The sequence below is a fragment of the Chamaesiphon sp. VAR_48_metabat_403 genome, assembly GCF_031422475.1.
Lineage (GTDB): Bacteria > Cyanobacteriota > Cyanobacteriia > Cyanobacteriales > Chamaesiphonaceae > Chamaesiphon.
In genome coordinates, this window is the sequence record NZ_JANPLS010000353.1 from 13,392 (window position 1) to 39,594 (window position 26,203).

The 26,203-nt window shown below is 43.4% G+C and carries 28 protein-coding genes; 8 read left to right on the forward strand and 20 right to left on the reverse strand.

The features are described from left to right. The first annotated feature begins 54 nt into the window (after nt 1-54). The 6 genes from RMO79_RS17050 (at nt 55) to RMO79_RS17075 (ending at nt 5,321) form a co-directional block, all read left to right on the forward strand. On the forward strand, nt 55-279 hold the full coding sequence (locus RMO79_RS17050) for a DUF2997 domain-containing protein (RefSeq protein ID WP_310484411.1): 225 nt from the start codon (nt 55-57) through the stop codon (nt 277-279). A 2-nt stretch (nt 280-281) separates the two neighbouring features. Continuing rightward, nucleotides 282-926 carry a molecular chaperone GrpE gene (locus tag RMO79_RS17055; RefSeq protein WP_310484412.1) on the forward strand — a complete coding sequence of 215 codons (645 nt, stop codon included), beginning with the start codon at nt 282-284 and terminating at the stop codon, nt 924-926. Between the two features lie 78 nt (nt 927-1,004). After that, nucleotides 1,005-1,421, forward strand: a complete 417-nt coding sequence (locus RMO79_RS17060) for a XisH family protein (RefSeq protein ID WP_310484414.1) — start codon at nt 1,005-1,007, stop codon at nt 1,419-1,421. Beyond that, the gene (locus RMO79_RS17065; protein ID WP_310484415.1) at nt 1,409-1,744 is read left to right on the forward strand and encodes a XisI protein; all 336 of its coding nucleotides are present in this window, start codon (nt 1,409-1,411) and stop codon (nt 1,742-1,744) included. The genes RMO79_RS17060 and RMO79_RS17065 overlap by 13 nt, the downstream gene beginning before the upstream one ends. 78 nt (nt 1,745-1,822) lie before the next feature. Further along, a complete protein-coding gene (locus RMO79_RS17070; protein WP_310484417.1) occupies nt 1,823-3,400 on the forward strand; it encodes an Hsp70 family protein in 1,578 nt (525 codons plus the stop codon). A 187-nt stretch (nt 3,401-3,587) separates the two neighbouring features. Beyond that, complete coding sequence (locus tag RMO79_RS17075) at nt 3,588-5,321, forward strand: ABC transporter ATP-binding protein (protein ID WP_396136619.1); 1,734 nt, start codon at nt 3,588-3,590, stop codon at nt 5,319-5,321. Here RMO79_RS17075 and RMO79_RS17080 read toward each other — a convergent pair. The 10 genes from RMO79_RS17080 to gloA all read right to left on the reverse strand — a co-directional run bounded on the left by RMO79_RS17080 (nt 5,318) and on the right by gloA (nt 14,056). Next, nucleotides 5,318-5,473, reverse strand: coding sequence for a hypothetical protein (locus tag RMO79_RS17080; protein ID WP_310484419.1), 156 nt, complete (start codon nt 5,471-5,473; stop codon nt 5,318-5,320). The genes RMO79_RS17075 and RMO79_RS17080 overlap by 4 nt on opposite strands. Before the next feature lie 95 nt (nt 5,474-5,568). Then, nucleotides 5,569-6,663, reverse strand: coding sequence for a UDP-galactopyranose mutase (gene glf / locus RMO79_RS17085; RefSeq protein ID WP_310484420.1), 1,095 nt, complete (start codon nt 6,661-6,663; stop codon nt 5,569-5,571). Nucleotides 6,664-6,682: 19 nt separating this feature from the next. Next, the gene (locus tag RMO79_RS17090) at nt 6,683-7,924 is read right to left on the reverse strand and encodes a lipid-A-disaccharide synthase-related protein (RefSeq protein ID WP_310484421.1); all 1,242 of its coding nucleotides are present in this window, start codon (nt 7,922-7,924) and stop codon (nt 6,683-6,685) included. A 39-nt stretch (nt 7,925-7,963) separates the two neighbouring features. Continuing rightward, entirely contained in the window at nt 7,964-9,073 is a 1,110-nt protein-coding gene (locus RMO79_RS17095; RefSeq protein WP_310484422.1) for a glycosyltransferase family 4 protein, read from the reverse strand. Between the two features lie 118 nt (nt 9,074-9,191). Beyond that, complete coding sequence (locus RMO79_RS17100) at nt 9,192-9,656, reverse strand: hypothetical protein (RefSeq protein WP_310484424.1); 465 nt, start codon at nt 9,654-9,656, stop codon at nt 9,192-9,194. A gap of 77 nt (nt 9,657-9,733) precedes the next feature. Beyond that, nucleotides 9,734-10,168 (reverse strand): hypothetical protein, encoded by a 435-nt coding sequence (locus tag RMO79_RS17105; protein ID WP_310484425.1) that lies wholly within the window; start codon nt 10,166-10,168, stop codon nt 9,734-9,736. A gap of 116 nt (nt 10,169-10,284) precedes the next feature. Continuing rightward, nucleotides 10,285-11,025 carry a 2-phosphosulfolactate phosphatase family protein gene (locus RMO79_RS17110; RefSeq protein ID WP_310484426.1) on the reverse strand — a complete coding sequence of 247 codons (741 nt, stop codon included), beginning with the start codon at nt 11,023-11,025 and terminating at the stop codon, nt 10,285-10,287. 168 nt (nt 11,026-11,193) lie between these two features. Next, nucleotides 11,194-11,976, reverse strand: a complete 783-nt coding sequence (locus RMO79_RS17115; RefSeq protein ID WP_310484427.1) for a GH25 family lysozyme — start codon at nt 11,974-11,976, stop codon at nt 11,194-11,196. After that, the gene (locus RMO79_RS17120; RefSeq protein ID WP_310484428.1) at nt 11,973-13,430 is read right to left on the reverse strand and encodes a DNA phosphorothioation-associated putative methyltransferase; all 1,458 of its coding nucleotides are present in this window, start codon (nt 13,428-13,430) and stop codon (nt 11,973-11,975) included. The genes RMO79_RS17115 and RMO79_RS17120 overlap by 4 nt, the downstream gene beginning before the upstream one ends. Before the next feature lie 239 nt (nt 13,431-13,669). Then, nucleotides 13,670-14,056, reverse strand: a complete 387-nt coding sequence (gene gloA / locus RMO79_RS17125) for a lactoylglutathione lyase (RefSeq protein ID WP_310484429.1) — start codon at nt 14,054-14,056, stop codon at nt 13,670-13,672. A gap of 168 nt (nt 14,057-14,224) precedes the next feature. Here gloA and eno point away from each other — a divergent pair, with 168 nt between their 5' ends. Next, on the forward strand, nt 14,225-15,490 hold the full coding sequence (gene eno, locus RMO79_RS17130; RefSeq protein WP_310484456.1) for a phosphopyruvate hydratase: 1,266 nt from the start codon (nt 14,225-14,227) through the stop codon (nt 15,488-15,490). Between the two features lie 96 nt (nt 15,491-15,586). Here the strand turns inward: eno and RMO79_RS17135 are convergent, their stop codons facing one another. From RMO79_RS17135 to RMO79_RS17150, 4 genes are all read right to left on the reverse strand, one after another. Further along, a complete protein-coding gene (locus RMO79_RS17135; RefSeq protein WP_310484430.1) occupies nt 15,587-16,198 on the reverse strand; it encodes a hypothetical protein in 612 nt (203 codons plus the stop codon). 104 nt (nt 16,199-16,302) lie between these two features. Continuing rightward, nucleotides 16,303-17,979, reverse strand: coding sequence for a serine/threonine protein kinase (locus RMO79_RS17140; RefSeq protein ID WP_310484432.1), 1,677 nt, complete (start codon nt 17,977-17,979; stop codon nt 16,303-16,305). Between the two features lie 185 nt (nt 17,980-18,164). After that, the gene (locus tag RMO79_RS17145; RefSeq protein ID WP_310484434.1) at nt 18,165-19,322 is read right to left on the reverse strand and encodes a hypothetical protein; all 1,158 of its coding nucleotides are present in this window, start codon (nt 19,320-19,322) and stop codon (nt 18,165-18,167) included. A 354-nt stretch (nt 19,323-19,676) separates the two neighbouring features. Beyond that, entirely contained in the window at nt 19,677-19,838 is a 162-nt protein-coding gene (locus tag RMO79_RS17150) for a hypothetical protein (protein WP_310484435.1), read from the reverse strand. Nucleotides 19,839-19,855: 17 nt separating this feature from the next. Here RMO79_RS17150 and RMO79_RS17155 point away from each other — a divergent pair, with 17 nt between their 5' ends. Next, complete coding sequence (locus RMO79_RS17155; protein ID WP_310484436.1) at nt 19,856-20,797, forward strand: glycosyltransferase; 942 nt, start codon at nt 19,856-19,858, stop codon at nt 20,795-20,797. 162 nt (nt 20,798-20,959) lie between these two features. Here the strand turns inward: RMO79_RS17155 and RMO79_RS17160 are convergent, their stop codons facing one another. The 6 genes from RMO79_RS17160 to lepA form a co-directional block, all read right to left on the reverse strand. Next, complete coding sequence (locus tag RMO79_RS17160) at nt 20,960-21,673, reverse strand: HAD family phosphatase (protein WP_310484437.1); 714 nt, start codon at nt 21,671-21,673, stop codon at nt 20,960-20,962. A 53-nt stretch (nt 21,674-21,726) separates the two neighbouring features. Next, entirely contained in the window at nt 21,727-22,521 is a 795-nt protein-coding gene (locus tag RMO79_RS17165; protein ID WP_310484438.1) for a class I SAM-dependent methyltransferase, read from the reverse strand. Between the two features lie 103 nt (nt 22,522-22,624). Then, nucleotides 22,625-22,981 (reverse strand): hypothetical protein, encoded by a 357-nt coding sequence (locus RMO79_RS17170; protein WP_310484439.1) that lies wholly within the window; start codon nt 22,979-22,981, stop codon nt 22,625-22,627. A 1-nt stretch (nt 22,982) separates the two neighbouring features. After that, nucleotides 22,983-23,822, reverse strand: a complete 840-nt coding sequence (locus tag RMO79_RS17175) for a GNAT family N-acetyltransferase (protein WP_310484441.1) — start codon at nt 23,820-23,822, stop codon at nt 22,983-22,985. A 15-nt stretch (nt 23,823-23,837) separates the two neighbouring features. Further along, entirely contained in the window at nt 23,838-24,242 is a 405-nt protein-coding gene (locus tag RMO79_RS17180; RefSeq protein ID WP_310484444.1) for a transcriptional regulator, read from the reverse strand. 60 nt (nt 24,243-24,302) lie between these two features. Continuing rightward, nucleotides 24,303-26,117, reverse strand: a complete 1,815-nt coding sequence (gene lepA, locus RMO79_RS17185) for a translation elongation factor 4 (RefSeq protein ID WP_310484446.1) — start codon at nt 26,115-26,117, stop codon at nt 24,303-24,305. Between the last annotated feature and the right edge of the window lie 86 nt (nt 26,118-26,203).

Genomic DNA, 26,203 nt, shown 5'->3' on the forward strand with positions numbered 1-26,203 from the left:
CTGGTGTCTTAACATCTTCCCTCGCAAATTAACTCCAAAATCCAAAATAAAATAATGGCAGAATATCAAAAAATCGAATACCGCATCGGCAAAGACGGCAAAGTCACCGAAACTGTCATTAATGGTAGCGGCGAAACCTGCACCCTCGCTACTCAAGATATCGAAGCATCCTTGGGTAAAGTCGAATCGCGGGAAATATTACCTGAATATCATGATGATGGTGCAGATAATTTTCTCGTCAACGAACAGTCTCAATCTAATGAGAATCAAGGATATTAGCGATGGAACGAGAATTAATCGGTGGTTGGGTGGCGAGTCTGGCAATCTTAGCATTCTTTTACTGGAGATCGCATCGACAGGCGACGAGCGATCGTGTTGACTTAGAGAGGCGTTTAACTGAGGAAATTACTACTTTAAAAGAGCGATCGCAAGCAATAGAATTAAACTTGCAAACTCAACTTACAGAAGTCAAATCTCAACTGCAAACCAGCGAAGTTAAGAGAGTAAAATTAGAAGAAGAAATTATCGCATTAACACAGCAATGTCGGCGATTGCGGGAGGAATTAAAGACTCAATCAGATCGAGTTAAATCGGATGCGATCGACGGTGGATTCGAGCAGATTCAAACTCTCTTAACTCAATATCCCAGCGTGCGAAAGATGGTAGAAAGTCAGCCAGATTTACCCGCACGAAATATCGTCGCTTTATTAACATCTCTGGAAAATCTCGTTAAATTCTGGGAGTGTCAATCGATCGGTAAGCCCTGGGAAATGGTGCTATACGACCCGCAAATCCATCAAGGTGACGCGGGGGATATTCAGATAGGTGAATCAGTTTACGTCCGGTTTGTAGGCTATCAGAAAGGCGATCGTATTTTGATTCCAGCGAAGGTAAGCCGAACTTTACCTGCTAGTACAAAGGCTTAGTAACGCAGTTCTCCCATCAAAAATTTACTAGTTATGAGGTTATAATAGTTATGAAGTCACTGTTTGAGAAAATCGATCGTGCCAGCTAAAGATATTTTTCATGATGCGGTAAGACATGCGCTGGAAAAAGAGCAATGGATAATTACTGACGATCCTCTATTCTTACGGTTTGGTGGAGTAGATATGTATGTAGATCTGGCGGCAGAGCAACTAATGAGTGCCGAAAAAAATGGCGAAAAAATTGCTGTTGAAATCAAGAGTTTTATTGGAGTTTCAGCAACAACAGAATTTAGTACTGCATTAGGACAATTCCTCAAGTATCAATTAGCTTTGGAAGAACGAGATCCAAATCGCATCTTGTATCTGGCTATACCCATAGATGTAGATCGAGGTTTTTTCTCACTAGAACTACCTCGTAGATTGATCGAAAAATATAAAGTCAACTTAATTGTTTACGAACCAGAGGATGAGGAGATAGTCAGATGGCAAAAATAGATGAATATCGGCAAATAGTCCGAGATCTATTAACCGAATACAGCCAAATTAAAGCAGCAAACGAAGAGGTAGAGGCTGAATTAATTTTCGATCTAGAGCGCGATCGATATCAGGTGGTTCATGTTGGTTGGTCGCATAAATACAGAGTTTATGGCTGTGTTTTGCATTTGGATATTAAAAATGAAAAAATCTGGATTCAACATGATGGTACTGAGGTCGGTATCGCAAATGATTTAGTAAGCAAGGGCATTCCTAAGCACGATATAATTATTGGCTTTCATTCTCCATTTAAGCGACAATTTACCGAGTTTGCAGTAAATTAATAATAGATAGTTGCTCGTTCGGATAATCCAAAATCTCGATCGCAATCCACAATCTGCAATTCAAAATCTAAAATATCTATGACAGCCATCGCGATCGATTTCGGCACTAGCAATACGGTAGTTAGCATTATAGAACCCGATACCCAAACGCCGAAAACATTGCGGTTTCCAGGCTTGTCGCGGGTATTTAGCTTGGGAGATACGATCGGTAAAAGTGCAGAGATCGCGGTCATTCCTAGTTTGGTATATGTGGGTAATGGGCGCGAAATTATCGTTGGGGAGAAAGTGCGATCGCAGCGATTGGGATTGTCGCAACCGCAACGATTTTTTAGAGCGTTTAAACGCGATCTGGCGGCAGATTTTCAGATTCCACCGCGTACGATCGAAGATAGAATTTTTGATTCTCATGCTGTGGCGATCGAATTTCTGACTCAGATTTGGCAAGAAGTTTTAGCGGCTAATATCGAACCATCTTTAGTAATTTTTACAGTTCCCGTCGGTACTTTCGAGCGATATTTAGACTGGTTTAAGGATGTCGCCATCGAGTTAAAGTTACCTACGGTTAAATTCGTCGATGAATCTACTGCTGCGGCTTTGGGTTATGCGGTGCAACGTCCGGGATCGATCGTGCTAGTGGCTGATTTTGGTGGGGGCACGCTGGATTTAAGTTTGGTGAGAACGTCACCTTTGGGAATTGACGATCTTAAATTGCAAGCGGAGGTATTAGCCAAAACGGATGTATATGTCGGCGGGGAAGATATCGATCGGTGGATTATTGAAGATTATTTGGTAAAGTTAACTAGCGACAGAGAAACTATCGGCGAAGTCGGTTGGCAAAATTTACTTGCGATCGCCGAACGCTTGAAAATTAGATTGACGAACGATACCGAAGCACGCGAAAGTTGGCTGGATGAGGATACTTTTATGTCCTACGATCTGACTTTAGATCGATCGCAATTAGAGGAGTTATTAGAACAAAGACAATTACTCGAACAATTTCGCGATGCGATCGATGAAATCCTGACTCTGGGCTTGCGAAAAGGCGTGCAGAAAGTCGATATCGAGCAGATATTATTAGTCGGCGGAAGCTGTCAGCTTCAGGCAATTCAACAACTATTTACCTCTTACTTTGGCAAACAGCGGGTGCAACTCCACAAACCCTTTGAAGCCGTCGCGCATGGAGCCTTAGCACTCACCCAAATTGCGGGCTTGGAAGATTATCTGCGACATGGATATTGCATCCGGCTGTGGGAACCTTATACTCGGACTTATAATTATTTTCCCCTTTTTGAAGCGGGGATTAAATACCCCTGTCAACGCGAGGAACCGCTTACCCTTCAAGTTGCCTTGGAAGGGCAAACCGAAATTCGCTTAGATATCGGTGAAATCGCCGAAATTAGCACCGCAGAAGTCACTTATGACGCGCAGGGGCGGATGAATAGTATTCCGGTAAATAAACAATCTCAATATCGATCGTTAGAACGCGATCGTAATTCTGTTTGCTTGGCGAGATTAGAACCCCCAGGGGAATTAGGGATCGATCGGATTGCGATCGAATTTGCAGTAACCGAGCAGCGAATTTTAGTCGTTACGGTAACGGATTTATTGACTAATCGGGTGTTGGTGAAGCAGGGTTCGATCGCTAAGTTAAATTGACGGCAGATTCAGTGGTTTTTAAAAACCGATCGGCAAAAATCCGCGTCATTGCGTCGTCGCTCTGCGCCAGTCTATTTTACCGACCCGATCTAAGCTAGGATCTTTCTACATGCGATCTTGACTTTGCGAACAAATTAAAATCCGATCGCGTCGAATTAATAAATTATCTAGAGATCGAGTGAGTCTTTTGAAACAGCGTTCTAACTATTGGCAACTTCTCCCTTATCTCAATCCTCATTGGCAGACGATTAGCCTCGGTTTATTTTGTGTCATTGCTTTTAGTCTGTTTTCGCCGCTAATGGCATCTTTAGCAGGTGATATTTCTAAATATCTAGGAGCAGGCAAAGTCGAATTATTGACTCAATATGCACTAGTCGGTGGTGGGGTATTTTTAATTAGAGGTATCGTGCAGTATGGGCAAGATTCACTCATGGCAAAGGTCGCATTTGCCGTGACATTAGATTTACGCAAACGAGTCTATACACATCTGCTGAAAGTAGGTTCGGCATACACCCAGAAATTACAAACTGGAGATTTAGCCTATCGACTGACGGAAGATATCGATCGGGTCGCCGAAGTTATTTATAAGATTTTTCATCAATTTATTCCTTGTAGCTTGCAGCTAATCCTAATTTTGGGATATCTAGTATGGGTTAACTGGCAATTAACAATTGCGGTATTTGTCCTCGCACCAATTATCGCAGCGATTGTTGCTTGGTTTGGCGAACAATTGCAGAAATTTTCGCTCCGTAGTCAAAATCGCACGTCCGATCTAGCTTCGCTAATTACTGAATTTACTGGCAATATGCGATCGATTCAGGCATTTGCAGCAGAAGATTATGCTAGTTTCCGATTTGGACAAGAAGCCGAACTAAATTATCAAGCAAAATATAGCACTGAAAATCTCAAGGCTTTTCAAATTCCAATTATTAGCTTGATTGAAGCTGCCAGCATTCTATTTTTAGTTGTGCTGGCTGGTTGGCAGATTTCTCAGGGATATCTCACTGGCAGTAATTTTGTGAGCTATTTAATCGCGATCGTTTTATTAATCGATCCGATTTCAATGACTACTGGTAATTTTAATGATATTAAACAGGCAGAGGCTTCAGTCGATCGAATATTTGAATTATTTAATATTCCAATCTCCATCACTGAAAAAGCTGACGCGATCGAATTACCCCGCATCACGGGTCGGATTGACTATCATCACGTCAGCTTTGGTTATACACCCGATAAACCGATTCTCAAATCATTTGACCTAAATGTCCGATCGGGTGAAACGATCGCCCTAGTCGGAGCTTCTGGCGCAGGCAAAAGTACAATTCTAAGTTTACTAAATCGTTTTCATGACGTGTCATCTGGCAGTATATCGATCGATGGTATCGATATTCGCGATGTCACTCTTAAAAGTCTGCGGCGGCAAATTGGGATCGTCCCTCAGGATACAGTGTTATTATCTGGATCGATCGCTCAAAACATCGCTTTCGGTCAAACTGAGTTTGATATTAAAGCAGTAGAAGAGGCCGCAAAAATCGCCAATGCTCATCAATTTATTTCTCAACTTTCTCAAGGTTACTATACCTATGTCGGCGAAAAAGGGACGACATTATCCGGCGGTCAGAAACAACGAATTGCGATCGCTAGAGCCGTATTATTTAATCCGCGCATTCTGATTCTCGACGAAGCAACCTCCGCGCTAGACTCTGAATCTGAAGCCTTAGTTCAAGAAGCACTAGAAAGAATCATGGCCGATCGCACGGTATTTATTATCGCTCACCGTTTGGCAACAGTCCGCAAAGCCGATCGAATTTTAGTCATTGAAAATGGCGAAATTATCGAAGCTGGAACGCATAGCGAATTACTCGATCGAACCGGACGATATGCTCAGTTTTATGCTAGACAATTCAGTCAAGAAATTTAGGATCGGCTCAGTTGACTAATTCGATTTTCAAATACAGTTAAAGCAGCAGCGACAACTCGATCCATGTTGTAATATCGATATTGAGCTAATTTGCCCACAAAAGTAACTGTTTGTAGATTTGCTAGTTCAAAGCTGACTAATTCGATTTTCAAATACAGTTAAAGCAGCAGCAACAACTCGATCCATGTTGTAACATCGATATTGATCTAATCTGCCCACAAAAGTAACTGTTTGTAGATTTGCTAGTTTAAAGCTGACTAATTCGATTTTCAAATACAGTTAAAGCAGCAGCAACAACCTGATCCATGTTGTAATATTGATATTGAGCTAATCTACCCACGAAAGTAACTGTTTGAAGATTTTCTGATTCAGCTTTATATTTTTGGAATAATTCACGATTTTCTGGTCGCGGTACTGGGTAATACGGATCTCCTTCGGCTTCTGGATACTCATAGTAGATAGTTGTTTTAGGATGCTTTTGCCCAGTAATATACTTAGATTCCACAATGCGAGTGAAGTCATAGTCATTGGGATAATTGACGACACTGACTGGTTGAAAGTACTCAGTATCGTGGGTTTCAAACTCAAACCTCAGTGAGCGATAGGGTAGTTTACCAAACTGATAGTCAAAGAATCGATCGATTTGACCAGTGTAGATCAAATGGTCAAATTTTATCCACCCTTCAACCTCTTCAAAGCTTGTATTTAGCATGACTTTAATATTTGGATGACAGAGCATTTTTTCAAACATCTTTGTATATCCATGTGCTGGTATTAATTGATATTTGTCACCAAAATAACGATTATCTCTGTTGGTTCTGACTGGAATTCGCGCACATACGGAAGCATCTAGTTCGTGGGGCCACAATTCCCATTGCTTATATGTATAATTTTTAAAGAATTTTTCATACAAGTCTTCGCCTACTTTACCAATCACAGCCTGTTCGGAATTCTCAATTCTGTCATATTTGTGTCGAACTCGTTCGTAGAAGCCTTCAAGTTCTTGACTACTTATATTTAATCCATATAGTTTGTTAATCGTATTTAAATTAATTGGAATCGGATATAGATCCCCGTCAAGATTTGCTAGGACTTCGTGTTGATAGACTCGCCATTCTGTAAATTGCGATAGATAATTAATAACTTTTTTACTATTAGTGTGAAAGATATGCGCTCCATAGCGATGAACTAATACTCCAGCATTATCATAGTAGTCATAAGCGTTACCACCGATGTGATTTCTAGTATCAATCATTAAAACCTTACGTCCTAACTTTGTCGCGATACAATCTGCCAAAGTACAAGCAGCAAAACCAGCTCCAACAATTAAGAAATCAAACATCGTTTTTATGATATAGTTCTCAGGATAAATTGGTTTTTAAAAATAGATCGGCAAAAATCCGCGCCATTGCTTCGCCACCACCCGCACCGCCAATTCGCTCCAATCCATTTACCCGACATTGTTCGAGATATTCTGCATCGGCTAACGTCTGGTGAATCACTTGCGCCGCTTGGGTTATAGTTTCAATCGTAGCTGGCTTAGTCCCAATCGTTTGCACTGATGACCCCAGCAGCCGCATCTGAGCTTCAGCAAAAGCATAGGTAAATTGTGGCCCTGCACTGGGGATTTGAATCACTGGTTTACCCAAACCAACCGCTTGCTCGATCGCTGCGCCAGCCATCCCTGCCACCAAATCACTTTGAGCTAAGATATCGGCAAAAGCATCATATCTATACCGGACTTTTAGTCGATCTTTGGGATGAATTAAGTAACCAGCGGAGTGATATTCCCAACCGTGTTGCTCTGCCAATTGTTGCAATGGAACGATCCCATTTCGATCGGGAGCGCATAAATTGGGAGTTACCGCTGCGTAAAACTGAACACCCTCTGGAAATAAAGGTGTTGTGGCGATCGCTAAATCTAATAGTAACTGTAAATTAGTACCAGCTTCTGGTAATCTACTCCCTGGTAATAAGGCAATAAAAGGCAAGTTAGGTTGCGATTGTAAATCTTTATTGGTTATTTCCAAAGCATCCATCGCAGGCAACCCAACACAGATTGCTTTACTATAACCTTGAGCATTTAACATCTGTGCCGTGTAAAGATCGCGTGTAAATATCTGCCGACACCGATCGGATTTCAGCAGCCAATTAGTCACCAGATCGAATTTCATCCGATTTTCATAATATGCCGAACTAGACGAAGTAAACGCCATGTAAGGTTTACCAGATAGATAAGCACCGACTAGGACAATGACATCACCAATTGCAAAAACCGCATCACAATCGGCACCATATTGACGAATAGCTTGGATCTGTCGCCATAATAATGTAAATAAACCCGATCGAATGTCTGTTAATAATTTAAAAGTACTAGTATAAACAAAACCCCCGGAAGGTAAAAGCTCGGTCGGGCCAATAATCTTGATGTTTAAATTGCGATAAGCATTCCCATATCCAACGATCGGCATTGCGCCGATTTCTACTTGAGGTTGTTGTTGGCGTAAGGCTTTCACAATTTGAATTGCATTGAGATCTTCACCATGTCCGTTACTGATAAATAAAACTTTTTTAGTTGGTTGCTGTGAGTCTGAGCTGTTCATTTTTTAACCGCAGAGGCGCAGAGAGCGCAGAGAGAAAGACTAAGTTAGAAGTTTAGAGTATAAATTTTCGGTTTTAACTAGCATTCGATCGAGTGCAAAATATTCTTCATACCTTGCCCTTCCATTTCGCGCAAATTCATCGACTAATTCTGGTCGATCGACTAAATACTGCATTTTATTAGCTAATGTATCTACATCTTTAGGCGGAATTAGAAAACCCGTCTTACCATCGACAATTTGTTCGACAATACCACCGATTGTGGTACCGATTGCTGCTTTTTGTTGAGCCATTGCTTCTGCACATGCTAAACTACATGCTTCTTGAAGCGAGGGTAAAACAAAGAAGTTAAATAAGCTCATTAATTCGGGTAAATCGTTAACATATCCTGCAAAAATAGTGCGATCGGCAATTGCTAAATCTTGAGCCTGTTGTTTTAGTTGTTGCTCTAATTCACCTACGCCTGCAATTACCAGACGTAAATTTGATTTACCTTGTGCCACTCTAGCGAATGCTTGTAATAAGTAAGTCAATCCTTTAGCTTCAGATAGTCTGGCTGCGGTACCGATAATTGTTTGGGTGGTAGGATCTAAATTGAATTGATTAGCTAGCGATGTGACTTTAGATCGATCGAGTATTGGTGTCGGTACGCCGTTATAAATCATCTGTAGTTTGGCGGGCTTCATACCAAATTTTAATAGAATATCGGACTCGGTTTGACAGACAGAAATTACTTTAGTTGCCCAGAAGTTAGCAAACAAACAGGCGAGGCGATAGCTAACATCTGCGCTGGCTCCATGATAGCCATGTACGGTAAATACGATCGGCAGTTTGGGAAATAGTAACCGCACGGGAATCATTAATTCGTGTGCGCCATGAACGTGAATTAGATCGATCGGTTGACGCTTTTGAGCGGCTTTAATTCCGGCAGTTAGTTCTCGCAAACCTTTGAAGAAGTTGCGTTCCCAGGCTGTAAATTCACAGTAATCGAGTTGTTGGTCTAGAAAAGGTGGTAACCCTTTCCCTGTCGGCGCGAGTAATGTCACCCGATAACGATGCTGAAATTCTTTAACGAGACTTAATGCCTGTCTTTCGGTGCCACCCTGATTTAGATAAGGTAAAATATAAACTAAATGTTTTGTATTTACCATACTTATGTAGCCCACCAATTAGGGTTTAAATATTGACAAGACTGAATGAACATCGCCGATAATTTAAATGATGGATACTGCCCAACTTACTGCTACCGCAACTACTTTGATGCTCGTTTTACTTGAAGCCTAATTGCTCGATATTCTCTTCAAAAAATACAGTCAAGCTAATAGCATCAGGATTAGGTGGAAAAGTAGCCTCATCATTGCTCCAAATCGGTGCTAGATTTTGTTGCTCTATATTCCCAACAGTCCAATAAATAACATCTTCTACTGAGAAAACTGGAAATGCACTCATATTCAAGAAAGTGCTGTTATTCCAGTCTAGAGCAGTCGAGATGGCTTCATCTAAGTCTAAAAATTGCCAGATGTTCAATAGATGAACAAAACATTTATGTCCGCTATGATGCCATCTATAAAGATCTACAATTTCGACAGGCACTTGATAAGGTAAGCAGGAAAGTTTTTCTTCAATCTGCTTAGGTGTTAAATCTGGACGTGCCTTCACCCGTTCTAATTCATCTGGCTTGTATTTTTGTATTAACGATTCTATATGATTCAGCGTGTTAATTAATTGAGACATGAATATCTAGAGTTTACAATTAATAGGCTATAGCAAGCGTTCGCGTTAGAAGGGCTGGCTCTGTCTACCCTACCGCTTTAAGGTGTAAGTCCAAAAAACAGAAATTTAGTAAAAGTTAATAATAAACCGCTCAGTACTGCCGCGATCGTGCTACGAATAATAAACTCCTTATTATCCAACCGTTGTGCAAATCCCTTAGTCCGTTCGTCAAATTTGCTGTCGAGTGCTTTTATATCACCTCGAACTTCTTTAATTTCACCTCGAACCTCTGTAATTTCGCCTCGAACTTCAGCTAACTTTGTATCGACATTAGCAAACTTGGTATCGACACTAGCAAACTTGGCATCAACATTTGCGGTGACATTGGCAAACTTGGTATCGACATTGGAAAACTTGGCATCAATATTTGCAAAGCCTACTCGCATTTCCGTTGTTAACTCAGCAATCTGACGACTATTAGCTTCGATCGCACTTTTCAACTCTCTCATGTCTATGTCTGTGGCTTGCGTCATAATTAAGTTGGCGACCTTACGCCGCTTTAGATACTCTTAAATTTTAGCTGAAAAATTCGCTCAATTATAGAACCCAACTTCCTCCAAGAAGCTGGGAACATAACATCACAGTATTGTTAATGAGAAAGTGCTTGCAACACACCTACACTGGTTTGAATCGGAATAATATCTAACGTGTCGGGAGTCGCACAGAATTTGAGATCGTCAAAGCATTCGAGTCTTACCAACCTTTGTCCGTGACTGGCGATATAAAATAAGTCCAAAAGATTATCTTTCCACTGGCGGTACAATGCGATCGAGGCGACTAGCTCATCATTGCCTGCTACATCTGCCAAAGATACGCCCAACTTAGTAATAATACTATCGGCGATCGCGCCCGCACAGACGGTATCTTCTAGAGAGTAATCTCCTTCCCATCCCGATCCTACCATCCACACTGTCTCTGGCTGCTGAGAGATGACGTAATCGACGATCGCCTGACGATTGACTAAAGCTGCGGCGAGGACAATTTTCGCGTCTTGTACGCGCTGCAAGGTACGAGTACCGTTAGTGGTACTGATAAATAAACGTTTACCCTTGACTACTTCTGGCGTGCAGTCTAACGGCGAATTTCCTAAATCGCAACCAGTGACTTTCGCACCACCCCGCTCTCCACCGCGCAAACGTAATTCAGGTGCCCACTTGTCACTCACTTGCATGAGCGTATTCATGTCGCTAAAAGCCTGAATTGCCTCGGCTCCAGCGTGAAGTGCTGCTGAGATCGTCGAGGTAGCTCGTAGTACGTCGATCGCGATCGCACAGACAGGAAGTTCGTTTGTGGGGGTGCGTTCGGGAGTGTGGTAAGTATATAGTTTCACAATTAGGACAAAAATATTGCTGGTTTGTCGGGGTGGTTATTTACCCTATTCAATCTTAATGCTAGTCGCACCCGAAAATTTTTAAACTACAGATTAAGTGAGATCGATAGTTAATCGATTGCGATGATATTAGCATCCAGAGGTAAGTTAGACTTATGCCGATCGCTTCTACGGAACCTCTGCGTTTACTAATCGATCGAATTGATTTTTATCGCCACTAAAAACGTTGAGATCTACTAGCGTCGGAATTCCAGCTATTCTACCACGTTCGCTGTATTGCCAGAATAACCAGAGTTTCCCATCGGCTAATTTGGGTAGCTTATTAAAGCTATAAAAATCACTAATCCAAATCGGCTGCTGGGTATAACGATTGTGGAGATATCGATCGTAAAATTCGTAGGTAACGTACAAAATCGGTCGCTTGCGATAATACTTTTCGACGATCGCAATAAATGTATTTAATTCTGTTTCTAATTCGGCTTGTGTCGGTCGAGATTGGCAATTGCCGCTAAATTCTAGATCGATAACTGGCGGTAATGTCCCGATTTGTTTCGGTACTGTATCGATGTAGTTCTGAGCTTGTTCGCGTCCCGATTTACAAAATGTGAAAAAATGGTAAGCACCGACGATTGTGCCTTGCTGACTAGCCCGTTGCCAGTTAGTTTGAAAGCGAGCATCTTTGAAATTCCCCCCTTCAGTTGCTTTCATTAAAATAAAGTTTATTGTCGATCGATCTAACCGCTCCCACTCGATCTGCTGTTGATGACTGGAGATATCGATGCCACGAATCGGAAATCGGTTGCGATCTGGATAATTAATACTAACGATCCCAAAATAGAATAAGATGCCTCCAATTCCAGCAATCGTTAACAACGTATAAACAATCAATGCAAGCAAAGATATCTTTCCGATCTTGGGAGATTTGAGTAGGTGAAATTTTGGCTGCTTCATACTTGCCGAATTAGGCGATGATTTTTAATTTGAACTCCGCACTCTTTAAGTCGTCGCTCCCACCCCTGTCGATTGCCGATCGTTTTAGTTTCACTAAATAATCCTGCTTTTTCTTCAGACTTAGTAAACTTAGAAAACTTCGCGTAAAGCGGATGATTTTCACTTAAAAATGTTTCTTTACGATGCAAAATCGGGGAATTTTCTTGTTTTGAGTAATCGCGAAATGTTAGGCTCAAATCTCTGAGATCGATTAACATTGCCCATTGTAAGGCTGGATGGGCGATCGATTCAAAGTCAGGATAGTACAGATAAGAAATACAGGGCTTTTCGGTATGAAATTTGATAATATTTGCATCTTCCGTCCCGCCGATATTCCGACTGGCACAACCTTCATACAATCGCAGTTTGGGATCGATTTCGTTGAGAGCGGAAATATGGACGTAGAGCGCAGCGGGTAATAATTTGCCGATTTTGTTCTGCTGGCAAGCCTTTTTAATTACGCCCGGTTCGCCAATTTTAAATAGTAATCTGTCGGCAACTTCGCAGGCTTCTTCATAGTTGCCAAAGAAGGCTTTAATATCTGCCCGAATCGATGCCGATAAATTCCGCAAACTGCGTCTTTGCCCGAACTGCGATAGAGCTAAATATACTTGTAAATCTAACGATCGTTGATAGGCGATCGCATCCCATTCAGCTTCGTCGGTAGCCGTTAAAATAATCTGAAATGCTCGTTTTAAACTGCCAAATTCTGCGACTAAATCTGATTCGGCTTCCAGTTCGCCTTTAATCGGCATCCGTCCCCGTTGACTCACAAATTCCATCAGTGGCGCGAGTTGAATTTGATAGTCTTCAAATCGTTTGCTCTCAATTCGCACGCGCGGCGTACTCATCCGCATATATAGTCGTGCGGCTCGAAAACTTTCGGCTTGAGATTCATGCCTAAATACTAGGAATATCCCCAAACCAATCGGAATAGAGTCAACAGCTAAAACGCGATCGATATATTCTTTTAATTCGATTTGTTGATAATATTTCTGAAAGGTATTGCGCTTAGTTAAAATTCCATCGCTATAAGCTAACATTCCGCTGAGATCGTTGACTAAAATCTGTGCGGCAACAATTAATACTCCTTGAGTTAATTCCCAAGCATGACTTAATGCTCGATCTCGTTCGATCGGATTTTCGATGACGTTAATAATATAGCTTAAATTAACAACATCAGCCGATCGAATCTCATCATCTGGAAAATAATACGGATCCCATCCCTCGCAGTTATAACCCGATGATTTCAATCTTTTAACATCGCCCCCAACCCCACAACCATAGTCAAAAATAGTTGTCTCTATCGTAATAATACCCGACTCGATCGCCAACCGCACCGGACGAGATAATTCTACCCGCGTCATGGCGGCGCGATGTCTTTCTACTTCGACTGTGTTCGGTATTTGAGACATAATTGATGCTTTAATTCACGATGGCATGTACTTAATGTCAGTTAAGGATCTCAATCAAAGACTACTGGCTTCGTTTGGGCACCACCTGGGGATGAATCCCCAGGCTAACCATAAAAGTCCACTGAAGTGGACTAAAGAATCTGATAGTCCACTGAAGTGGACTTGAGCTACTAGCCCGCACTTCAGTCGCGGGCGGGTGATAAACAAAAGCTAACACTACGCAATAACACACCCTACGTTTATTTCCCGACTTGAATTAATTCGACTTTATACCCTGTCGGATCTTCAACAAAAGCAATTACCGTCGTCCCATGATTCATCGCACCTGGAGCGCGGATGACTTTTCCACCTTTAGCTGCAATTGCATCGCAGGTGGCGTAGATATCATCCACCCCGATCGCGATATGACCGTAGGCATCGCCGATCGTGTAGGCTGAGGTATCCCAATTATGGGTCAATTCGATGACCGTGTTGTCAGATTCTGCCCCATAGCCGACAAAAGCTAGGGTAAACTTGCCATCGGGGAAATCTTGTTTGCGGATTAGATCCATGCCTAAAACCTCGCAGTAGAACCGGATTGAAGCGGCTAAATCGCCGACTCGGAGCATTGTATGTAATAACCGCATCGCCTTATTTAAAAATTTGGTGATTAATTTTGCTATTTAAGGTGTCGTCAGGACGTATGATTACCTGTTGGCACCGATTGTTGCCGAGGAACGGATAATTAGGGTGTCAAGCTACATTGTTAAGGAAGGATCGATCGCGATCGTAAGGATGAGGGAATGACTATGAATATGCCAGATATGGCGATTGCGGAAATTCGAGCCAGAGAGATTCTCGATTCTCGCGGTCGCCCGACAGTAGAAGCCGAAGTATACTTAGCCAATGGTGGATTTGGGCTAGCTCAAGTCCCCAGTGGTGCCTCGACAGGCAGTTTTGAAGCTCATGAATTGCGGGATGACGATCCCAGTCGCTATGGGGGTAAAGGTGTCCTCAAGGCTGTTGCCAATATTCAGGATAAAATCGCGCCAGCTCTGGAAGGGATGGATGGTTTCGATCAAATCGCGATCGATCGATCGATGATTGAATTAGATGGTACGCCGACTAAATCTAAACTAGGGGCTAATGCTATTCTAGCGGTATCTTTAGCTAATTCCAAAGCTGTCGCTAATGCCCTGGGAGTGCCACTCTACCGTTATTTAGGCGGCCCACTGGCTAACTTACTGCCAGTACCATTGATGAATGTAATCAATGGTGGCTCTCATGCTGCTAATAATATTGATTTTCAAGAGTTTATGATCGTGCCTGTGGGTGCGACTTCCTTTAAAGAAGCTCTCCGCTGGGGAGCCGAAGTATTTGCCTCTCTGAGCAAAGTTTTGGATGAAAAGGGTCTCCTGACTGGTGTGGGCGATGAAGGTGGCTTTGCGCCCAATTTGGAGTCCAATCAGGCATCATTAGAGTTGCTAATGGCGGCGATCGAATCCGCAGGCTACAAACCGGGGGAACAAGTTGCCCTCGCGCTAGATGTCGCGGCAAGTGAGTTTTATAAAGATGGTAGCTATATCTACGACGGTAGCAGCCATACTCCTGGTGAATTTATCGACTATTTAGCCGATTTAACTACCAAGTATCCGATTATTTCGATCGAAGATGGACTGCATGAGGACGATTGGGCAAACTGGCAATTACTCACCCAGAAAATTGGCTCGAAAGTCCAACTAGTCGGCGACGATTTATTTGTGACTAATACCGAACGCTTGCGTCAAGGCATTAAGGAAAAATCGGCGAATGCCATTTTAATTAAACTCAATCAAATCGGTACTCTTACCGAAACCCTGCAAACGATCGATCTGGCTACTCGCAATAGCTTTAAATCGATTATCAGTCACCGCTCTGGTGAAACTGAAGATACCACCATCGCCGATTTAGCCGTCGCGACTCGCGCGGGACAAATCAAGACTGGTTCGTTATGTCGTAGCGAACGGGTGGCAAAATATAACCGCCTGTTAAGAATCGAAGATGAATTAGGCGATCTGGCGATTTATGCTGGCTTAGAATAATCGACAGAGTTTTCTTTAATTTATCCGCAGCAGAAGGGGTAATTCGTGAATTGCCCCTTCTGCTATTTTTATGGCTGTAGTTGCTGAAATTATTGCCTAGTTTAAATTCTGTTCGCACAATCCAAAGAAAACTCTTAACAACCCCAATAAGATCGACATTTCCCCAATCCCGTGTAATAGCGATTCCGACACCACACCATCTATCTGAAGCCGATAAAACTTCCAACCCTCACCATTGGTAACAATTCCATAAATTGCGATCTCTCGCCCCAACTGTCGATTTACCCACTGACAAGCCTGCATTTCTACCAAACACTGTGCCGCCCCCTGCTCGAAGTCATCCTTCTTCGCTTCAATCGCACATACATAAGGTGCTTCTAAGTAGCCCCGCCGCTCGGCAATTAAATAGTCTGCATTACCACAAGTTTTCTCACCCTCTAGGTAAGCACCTTTCCACACCTTCAATCGATCGAATCCCTCTAATCCCTCCTCACAAATTGCATCGATTAGCAATGTCTTAGATACTTCTAAACTCTCCAGATCGAACCTGTTTAGGCGATCTAGTCGCTGCCTGAAAAAATCGCTAATCGGTAGGGGTTCAGCCTCAATCGACCACCGCTGTAGCTCCAGCAATCCCAATTGTTTAAAGGCTTCTTTATAAGAAAAACTCGAAAAACTTTTTTTGCGTTCTGGGTTTGTCTGAATCATCAGATTCATCCTCGACTTATAAGTGTAATCAATTGACTGCATCGCTGAGACACAAAACCGAATTTTTCTAAAAATCGGTTTTGTAGATTGTCATCGAACTCTCATTACCATAAGCAATCCGGGGGTGGTGGATTTGCCAGACAACGATCGGGATTACTGTTAGTTTCGGATGGTTTTCCAGTTCCCGCTGGAATGACTGAAGGCGTTGGCGATGGAGTAGGTGTAGGTGTTGGGATCGGTGATGATGGTGTCGTAGTCGGCGTTGGTGTTGGTGAGGATGATGGTGTCGGTACTTCGATCGGTGTTGGCGACTCTGATGGGTTGGGTGTCGGTGTAACTGAAGGGGTTGGGGTTGGCGTTATTGTTGGAGTTGGCGCAACTGCGGGCGGGCGTTCGACTTTCGGCGTGGGCACGGGAATGGGTGTGGGTGGCTTGGTTGCTGCTGGAGTCGGTTTTGGTGATGGTGTTGCCACGGGTGCATTACAGCTCCCAACTTGATTATTGAATACCCACCCAGTCGATCGATCTGCCATCTGGATTTGAATAAAAGCATCTTGTTCGGCTAAATAGACAACTTTGGTACCCCGTGCGAGGCTGACTTGAATTTTGGCATCCCGCTGCGGTTGCGATCGCACTCGCGTCGAAGGTAAATCTGTGGGAGTGGCGATCCGACACAGCTCGGATTTAACATCTGTGGCAAAATCTCGCTGGGTGATGATTCTGGTGCTAAACCAGACAAAACTGGCGACTGCGGCGGCGATGGTGGCAATTCCAGCAACGATCGGAAAGTAGCTGCGGGTGGGTGGTGGTGCTAGAGCCTGCGCCTGCGAACCTGCTGGGGTGGCAAGCTTGGTTTTAGGCGCGACAGTCTTTGCCTGCGATTCTCGCGGTGGCGGTGTCTGAACGTAAGTCTGTGGGGCGGCACCTGCAAGCATAACTCGTTTAGACTGCGAGGATTCACCCCCCATTAGCCCTGCAAGGGCTTGGAGAGCCTCTGTAGCGGTTAGATAGCGATCTTTGAAGTGATAGCGCGTCATCCGCTGCACGATGGCAATTAGGTGGGGATTAGCGGCAGTTAGATGTTCCCATTTAAGTTCGCCCGTGCGATCGTCGCTAGCGAGATCGTAGGGATTGACACCAGTTAGAGCTTGAATGGCGATCGATCCTAAGGCAAAGAGATCGCTACTAGCGCGAGGATTGCCAGAGGCTTGTTCGATCGGCATATAGCCGGGAGTCCCGATGGCAACTGTCATCGTCTGTTGTGCGTTCTGGGCGTGCTGATTGCGGACTTGTTTGATCGCTCCAAAATCAATTAGAATCAACCGCCGATCGACTTGGCGGCGCATGATATTATCGGGCTTGATATCGCGATGAATTACGCCTTGAGAATGGATAAACACTAAAATATCCAAAATCTCTTGCAGTAGTTCGATGACCTTTTGTTCGCCCCACTTGGTACTATCTTTAAGTTCGGCAGATAGCGGATGTCCGGGGACATATTCCTGAACTAAATAAAATTCCTGTTGCTCTTCAAAGTAAGCCAGTAATCGCGGAATCCGATCGTGATTTCCCAATTGCTGCATCACAATGGCTTCTTTCTCAAACAATTTGCGCGCGATGTCTAGTACCGTGCGATCCGTACTAGCTGGCTTGAGATGTTTGAGTACGCACTTAGGGTTTCCCGGTAGATGCAAGTCTTCGGTAATATAAGTTTGCCCGAATCCCCCAACACCTAAGATTTGGAGTACGCGATAATGTCCCGCTAGTAACTGACCGATCATTCTAATAAACCTATCTCCTCAGATACCTCAACTTTACCCTTCTTCTTGACTAATTGACGAGATACTTGGCATTTTGTAGCGATGACTACTAACGCCAAATTGGTACGCAAATTGACAACCTACCAGCCGCAAATCTACTGGGAGATTTACCGAGCAACCGATCTCACTACCGCGATCGGCTAAAATTACTCTTGAAGTTTTTGAATTTGGTCGATCGCCCAACTGGGACAACCCCGCTGAATTTGAGTAATTTTGCGATTGAGTTCTTGCCCTTGAGCATTTTTTAATACTTCGGTATGGGTAATCCGATCGCCTTCTTGCAGATACTTAGCCAGTACGGTCATTGCTTTACGCTTGAGTTCGGCTTGACGCTGTGCCATTGACATAACTGGTTTAGTGGGAATAGGCGACTCAACTGCGGGTGCTGGCTCGACGGGTAGATCTGGTGTCGGTAGCGATGCTAGTGGGAGCACGTTTTCTTCAATGGTGTTGCCACTGAGCAAGTCACCGATATTATAGATGCCCTCGATCCGATCGATATCTTCACTATCTTCGGTATTAAAAGTATTCAAATATGATTCTAGATCTAGTTCTTCAATCGGTTCGACATAATTGCTAAAACTAGGAGGTTTCGGGCTACCTGTAGTCGTCAAACTCGTGCTAGATAGAATATTTGAATCGATCGGTACTGCTAGATTTGCAGATAAATTTCGAGGTGGTTCTAGTGTGAATGATGGCGTAGAACTGGTTGGTTTTGGCTCGTTGTGCCGATCGTCGATCGCATCGAGCCAAACTACATATTCTTCTGGCTCGATCGTCATTTCGCCCCGTTCGGTCCGAATTACAAAATTTCCCTGTTTGGGTTGTAAATCTCTAACTAGATACCAATTACCTTTAGTAAAGGTGAGTACGTCGATCGGTGGATTGGGTCGATCTAGTTGATAGCGTTTGTTATTCCACCAAACTTTCCACAACTTAATTACTTCGGTATAGTTTAATTTATAAAGATTGGGAACTTGATAAAGATGGTGTTCGCTAAATTCTGGATGCGAAGATTTTTGCTTATCAATGAATCCTAGTTTTATCAAAGCTTCAGTCATACTCGGTCTGTAGACTGAGTTGTTACTAACTAAAACTTTCCGCTGCCACTGATTTACTTGCTTGCTAATGCCTAGTAATTTACCATCGCGATCGCTCAACCTAATCGAAGTATCGGTATATTCTAACTTCAAGTTTGGGCTGGTGATGAAGTGTTTTTGACCTTGAGCAAAATATCCAACGATCTGGATTTCTTCATCGGTAAGATTCAAAGTTCTATTGGATATACGATCTGCGTCTGCCATAGGGTCACACCAGCCAAAATTACGCTGTATAAAGTTATTAAATCCAAGCTTGGTTATCGCCTGGTAGTGGTTACAATTTCGCACTCCAGATGGTGGAGCTTTCGTTCCCTAATTTTAGCCAGTCAAATTTACGATCGTGCAGTGGGTTCGGAGATTTTGAGTATTTTGACGTAAGATCGGATCGAGCGAACGACTAGGTTGGTTGTCGTTACAGATACCACAATCGTTCTGGAGTTTGTGACAGTTTGTGACGAGCTGAGGCGGTACAAAGACACTAGGGTAACCCCATCAAAGTTCGAGGTTGAGTAGCACGGTAGGATCGAGCCTAACGAGCCACTATTTTATCATCACTAGTTAACCTGGTAATTCCGTACAGATTGCCGTAGCAGCCAGCAGCCAGCCGCAGATCGCTAATTTCGATCGGTTATCCCGATCGGGAAACTCTTTGAGGGTCGATCGTGTCTTAAAATAGTGTAAAGTCGGGGCGCGCAATCGCTGTCGATCGATAGTCTCCATCTTTGAGGACAATAACGGTGTTTTTTAGTATTGTAATTCCTACCTACAATCGACTGCCCATTCTGCAAAAGTGTTTGAGAGCGTTGGAAGTGCAAACTATCGACCCTCAAATCGTGACGGGCTACGAGATTGTCGTTGTCGATGATGGTTCGACCGATGGTACGATCGAGTGGTTGCAAGCTAGCACCGCCGAATTACCCCATCTCAAAATTTACGAGCAGGCGCATAAAGGCGCATCCGCCGCCAGAAATATGGGCGTAGAGCGAGCGCAGGGCGATACGATCGTCTTTATCGATAGCGATATTGTCGTCACGCCCACATTTTTACAGTGTCATGCTGATGTATTAGTAGCAGAGCAAAAAGCACGCGGCGACGATCGCATTTTTACTTATGGGGCAGTAATTAATACAGCTAATTTTGAATCGCCAACGAGCGAACCATATAAATTACTCGATTTTTCTAATGCTTATTTTGCCACTACTAATGTCGCGATCTCCAAACATTGGTTGCTAGAAGTTGGCTTGTTCGATCTCGGTTTCGATCTCTACGGTTGGGAAGATTTAGAGTTAGGCGTTCGGCTTAAAAATCGGGGTATTAAAATGATTAAATGTCCCGAAGCGGTTGGTTATCATTGGCATCCAGCATTTTCTCTCGATCGGATTCCGCGCCTCATCGAACAAGAATTAGAACGCGGTCAAATGGGCGTGGTTTTTTATCAAAAGCATCCCACTTTAGATGTAAAAATCACGATTCAAATGACGATATTTCATCGCATCCTCTGGAATATTTTATCGCTCGGCGGGGCACTTAACGAACGGACGATGAAACCATTATTAAAATTGTCGATCGATCTTGGCAATCCCCAATTAGCCGAACAACTTGCCCGAATTTTCCTGAATCAATATAGCGTGCAAGAAGTACATCGAGCTTATCGGGCGAGTCTTAAAGCTGCCAAGTAAATTGCTCTAAATTTTGGATTTAGTAGATTCAAAAAATGGCGTTGCTGAATTGGGCTATGAAAATGTAAGCGGGGAGATCGGAGCGGGGAGCGGGTAAAAGACAGATAATTCTGTTGCTAAAACAGAAAACCGTACCTTAGATCGGCAACACCATAAATTGCTCTAAATTCTAGAATCGGTAGATTCAAAAAATTTAGTGACTCGATCGAATTCCAGATCGGCAAATCGATCGATCGTCCAATTGGCGCGGCGTTGCAGCATATGAAATGGGTACGTGTGCGCGATCGCCACTGCTTGAATACCCGCAGCTTTAACAGCTTCTAATCCGGCAAAAGTATCTTCAATCGCCAGACATTCAGATGGTAATAAATTTAGATCTGAATCTAATTTGTTCAATCGATCTACAGCTAACAAATACCCCTCTGGATCTGGCTTACTTTGCTCGATTTCGTCTCCAGACACGATCGTTTCAAAATAGCGGGCAATTCCACATTGCTGTAATACTAACTCGACTTCCGATCGAATTGCGCCAGTCACTATGGCTAATTTATAACCGCGATCGTACATCTGTTGAATAAACTGGACGACTTCAGTATAAATCGGTAATGTCGCAACTTGAGACATCCGCTGTTGATACGCGATCGCTTTTTTAGCTATTAATTTATCTAAATACTCATCCGTCACGAATCGCCCGCGCAATTCTAATAATTTTTTAATACAAACGCGATCGCTCCTACCTACCGATATTTGCCAGAATTCCTTACCTTGAGGCGGTAAATTTTCGGCTAATAATAACTCGTCAATTAGCTCCCGATGAATTGATTCATCTTTAATAATTACTCCATTGAAATCGAACAGAACCGCTTTTAAAACCACGCTTAATTAATTGAGAATTAATAATTGATAATTGATAATTGGTTTTTAAATACCTAAAGCCTAACCCCACAGGTGACTTGATTGAGCCAGAATACATCTTTGGTACGCACCTCGTCAAATCCAGCTTTGCCCAGCCAAGCATCGAGATTACCTGCGGCGTAGGCTTGGATGTAGGGTTCTTCAAAGACATTATTCAACCAAGCCAGATTGCGGAGCGTCTGCTGATTTCCATCAAGAATGGCGATTTCGCCGCTTGGAGCTAAGAGGCGATAACTTTCGGCGAGAATAGTTTGAGCCACTGCTGGCGGGGTTTCATGGAATAGTAATGCAGCCGTAACCAAGTCAAAACTACCAGCCTCAAACTGAGTCAATTCTGCCGTACCATGTACCCATTCGATCGCGACACCTGCTTGTTTAGCGCGATCTTCCGCCACCGCCAACATATACGGAGACAAGTCTAAACCCGTCACCACCGCACCTGGAAAGGCTTGTTTGAGAGGAATAGTCATCGAACCAGTACCGCAGCCCAAATCGAGGATTTTGCGCGGCTGAGTGCGGATGCCATCGATTAAACCCTGACGCACCCACGGTTCGTGCGGGGGCAAAACGTACTGAGTAATCGGATCGTAGGTAATTGCGGCTGTTTGAGTGAGATAGCCACCTTCAATCCCGTGATAATTTTGGGTGTAATAATAGCTGGGATAGCTAAATTCTGGGGCTTGATATCGATCGATCGTACCTTGCCAGTCGATCCGATCGCGCACTGCCATCATTTGCTCTTTATCTAGTAAACTCTGAATCACAGGCGAGAGAAATTGCTCCCACAATGTATCTTTTCTAATCGCCATCACAATATTGGATAAAATCTTCAGTCGATCCGCTTTAGCGATCGCTACTTAGTACAATATAGCTAGGTATTGCCAACCGTGCTACTGAGATCGAGATAGAGCTTCAGGATGGGCGATAGAGGTCGGCAATAAATTGATATAATATTCTTTGAGCATTTGTCGATCGAATTGAATCTTTAGTTGGATGAAATAACTCAGAAATCAGCGGTAAAACTTCCGTATCTAAAGCATCTCGAAATAAGTATGTCGGTAAAATTAATTGCGCCGCATCGCGTAGATCGTGAAGAAATTCTAAGTTAAAACTTTCGGGATTAGATTTTGCTATCGCTAGCGGTTTCACCCAACAGCGAGACGATAGCTCGATGATATCGATAACTTCAGCAAACAGATGTAAATTCTCTCGATCGATGCAAACAATTCGATCGGTTTTAAAGTCTGCTGATGAATATTTATCAGTCATTCTATTCAAAGATAAATGAGTATTCATGCCAGTCGCAGACTGGAATGTAACCGATCTGTTGGTAAATATGGTTAGATGTTGGATTTGCTAAATCTGTCAACAAGAAACAACGATCGCATCCTTCATCTAGTAGCTGTTGGCTTAAAGCTGCGACACAGGCAGTAGCATAACCTTTCCGACGATATACTGGTGGCGTATAGACCGAACCAATCCGACTCGCCGTGTCTGTAAATTGCCTACCTGCTGCTAGTGCCACAGGGGTACTGTTATCTTCCCAAATGTAAGTATGCCGCTCCTTTAACCGATTAACAACTAAAAGTTCGGGATCTTCAATTACCCCAAAACCAATCTCGGTATTAAAAGCAGGCAACCATTTTAATAATAGGGCGCGATCGCTTTCAGTTGCCAATCTTAAAGATCCAGTCGCATTAGCCACAGGTTTTACGGCTTGGAGCTGATGAATTTTCATGGCTGTTGACAGTCGAGAAGATTGTCCCGTTATTGCTTGCCACGATCGCACGAATTTCTCTACCTCTGGCAGCAATCCCATCACGCCAGGTAATCGTTCTTGACGTAAATCTTCAGCAATTAAAGTTAAGGCATCCAGATTGCTAACTTTGGATAATAAAAGTTTGTAAGGAGGGGTACGGATGGCAGTTGCGACGATCTCTCCATCAATTTCAACTATTGCTAAATAAGGCGGTTCTGGATAGCGATCTGGATTATGCCGCAGTGTATGGATAATTCCCAACAACAGGTTATTTTCCGCTTCATACTGTAGCAAGTAAGCCTGCGTTTTATCCCAGAATTTATCGATCGAGTCAAATTTATGTAATTGCACTATTACCTAATTTAATTATGATTGTAAGAATATTTTAGGCGATAACTTAAATCGATTACCTAGAGCCTGTGCCCAACTTGGATCGATCGATTTCGTTCCTGCCAAAACTTGCTCCACCGATTCACTAGAACCAAAAATACTAACTAATTCTGTTCGATCGATCCCACTAGATTCAATGATATGCTGCAATACGTCAGATGGCGAAGCTCGATCGATCTCATAGTGAGCTGCCTCGTATGTCTCGACCAACATCGTCACCAAGTCGTACAATGCTGACTCTTCAGGTGTTTGATTTTGCTTAAAAGTCAACCGTTCTGCTACAGCTAAAAACTGTTCGTATTCATCTTCTGTCTCGATTACTTTTGGCTTTACTTCAGCCACAAGCTGTCCGTATACTTTGAGATTAATGGTTTGGGTCATTTTTTCTTGTAGGGTGCGTTATCGCCCAAGCGTAACGCACCATCTCATTCTATCGGTGCTTTAGGTATCTTTATTCAATTTCAGCACCGCCATAAATGCTTCTTGCGGTACATCTACCGTCCCGACAGCTTTCATCCGTTTTTTACCTTTAGCTTGCTTTTGAAGCAGTTTCTTCTTCCGCGAAATGTCACCGCCATAGCATTTTGCTAATACGTCTTTTCGCAGTGCGGGAATATTTTCACTAGCGATAATCTTACTACCGATCGCAGCTTGAATTGGTACTTTAAACTGGTGACGGGGAATTAATTCTTTTAACTTCTCAGTCATCGCTCGACCGACATTATAAGCCTTATCGCGGTGAACGATCATCGCCAGGGCATCGACGGGATCGCCATTGATCATCAAGTCTAATTTAACCAGATGGTTTTCGCGATAACCGATCGGTTGATATTCCATACTCGCATAACCGCGCGTATTTGACTTCATCCGATCGAAGAAATCGGTCACGACTTCAGCTAAAGGCATTTCATAAATTACCGTGGTTCGCCCTTTGGTGAGATATTTCATATCTTTGAACTCACCACGTCGATTTTGGCACAATTCCATCAATGTTCCTACATATTCTTCCGGGGTAATCATCTCCAATTTGACGTAGGGTTCCTCAATTTTCTGACGGTGATTGGGATCGGGGAGCGTACTGGGATTGTCGATATAAGTTTCTGTACCATGATTATCGGTGACTCGATAAACTACCGAAGGTGCGGTGGTAATTAAGTCAAGATTATATTCTCGTTCGAGGCGTTCTTGGACGATTTCCATGTGCAGTAATCCCAAGAATCCACACCGGAATCCAAACCCCATCGCGCTCGAAGTTTCTGGCTCGTATTTGAGAGCCGCATCATTAAGCCGTAATTTATCCAACGCATCGCGCAATTCTGGATACTGATCTGCATCCGTCGGAAATAGTCCACAAAATACCATCGGCTTGGCTTCTGCGTAGCCGTCGAGAGCTGTAGCTGCTGGATTGCTCACCATCGTAATCGTATCGCCCACCCGCGCATCGCCGACGGCTTTAATCGATGCGGCGAAGTAACCTACTTCCCCAGCGTGTAGCTCGTCTACTTGTACTTGCGTGGGTGAAAGGATGCCGAGTTCATCGATGACATATTCTTTGCCACTCGCCATCAACCGCACTTTATCGCCGCGTTTAACACTCCCATCCATGACGCGGAAGTAAACGATCACACCGCGATAGCTGTCGTAATAGCTATCGAAAATTAGGGCGCGTAAAGGTTCGTTAATTGTATCTCTAGGTGGTGGGACTAATAAAACTACCGATTCTAAAATTTCCTGAATCCCAATTCCTTGTTTGGCAGAAGTTAAAATCGCCCCACTACAATCTAATCCAATAATCTCTTCAATCTCCGCGCGTACCCGCTCTGGTTCGGCTCCAGGGAGATCGATCTTATTGAGTACGGGGATAATCTCTAAATTACTCTCCAATGCCAGGTAGACATTCGCTAAAGTTTGCGCTTCCACACCTTGGGATGCATCGACTACTAATAAGGCTCCCTCACAAGCTAAGAGACTCCTAGACACCTCATAAGAGAAATCCACATGTCCGGGAGTATCGATTAGGTTGAGGACGTATTCTTGACCGTCTAGGGCGGTATAATTCATTCGTGCCGCCTGGAGCTTGATCGTAATTCCCCGCTCACGCTCTAAATCCATATTGTCGAGAAACTGCTCTTTCATTTCTCGATTGCTGACCGTACCTGTATCCTGCAACAATCGATCGGCTAAGGTAGATTTACCGTGGTCGATGTGGGCAATAATCGAAAAGTTACGAATTCGCGAAACAGGCACATTGGTCATAATCGAGTCCGAGGATTGGGGAGATATTAGAGACTAGCTCAATTAGAATTACCTTCTGATTCCTCAGTTTAGCGCAAGGTTCTAAC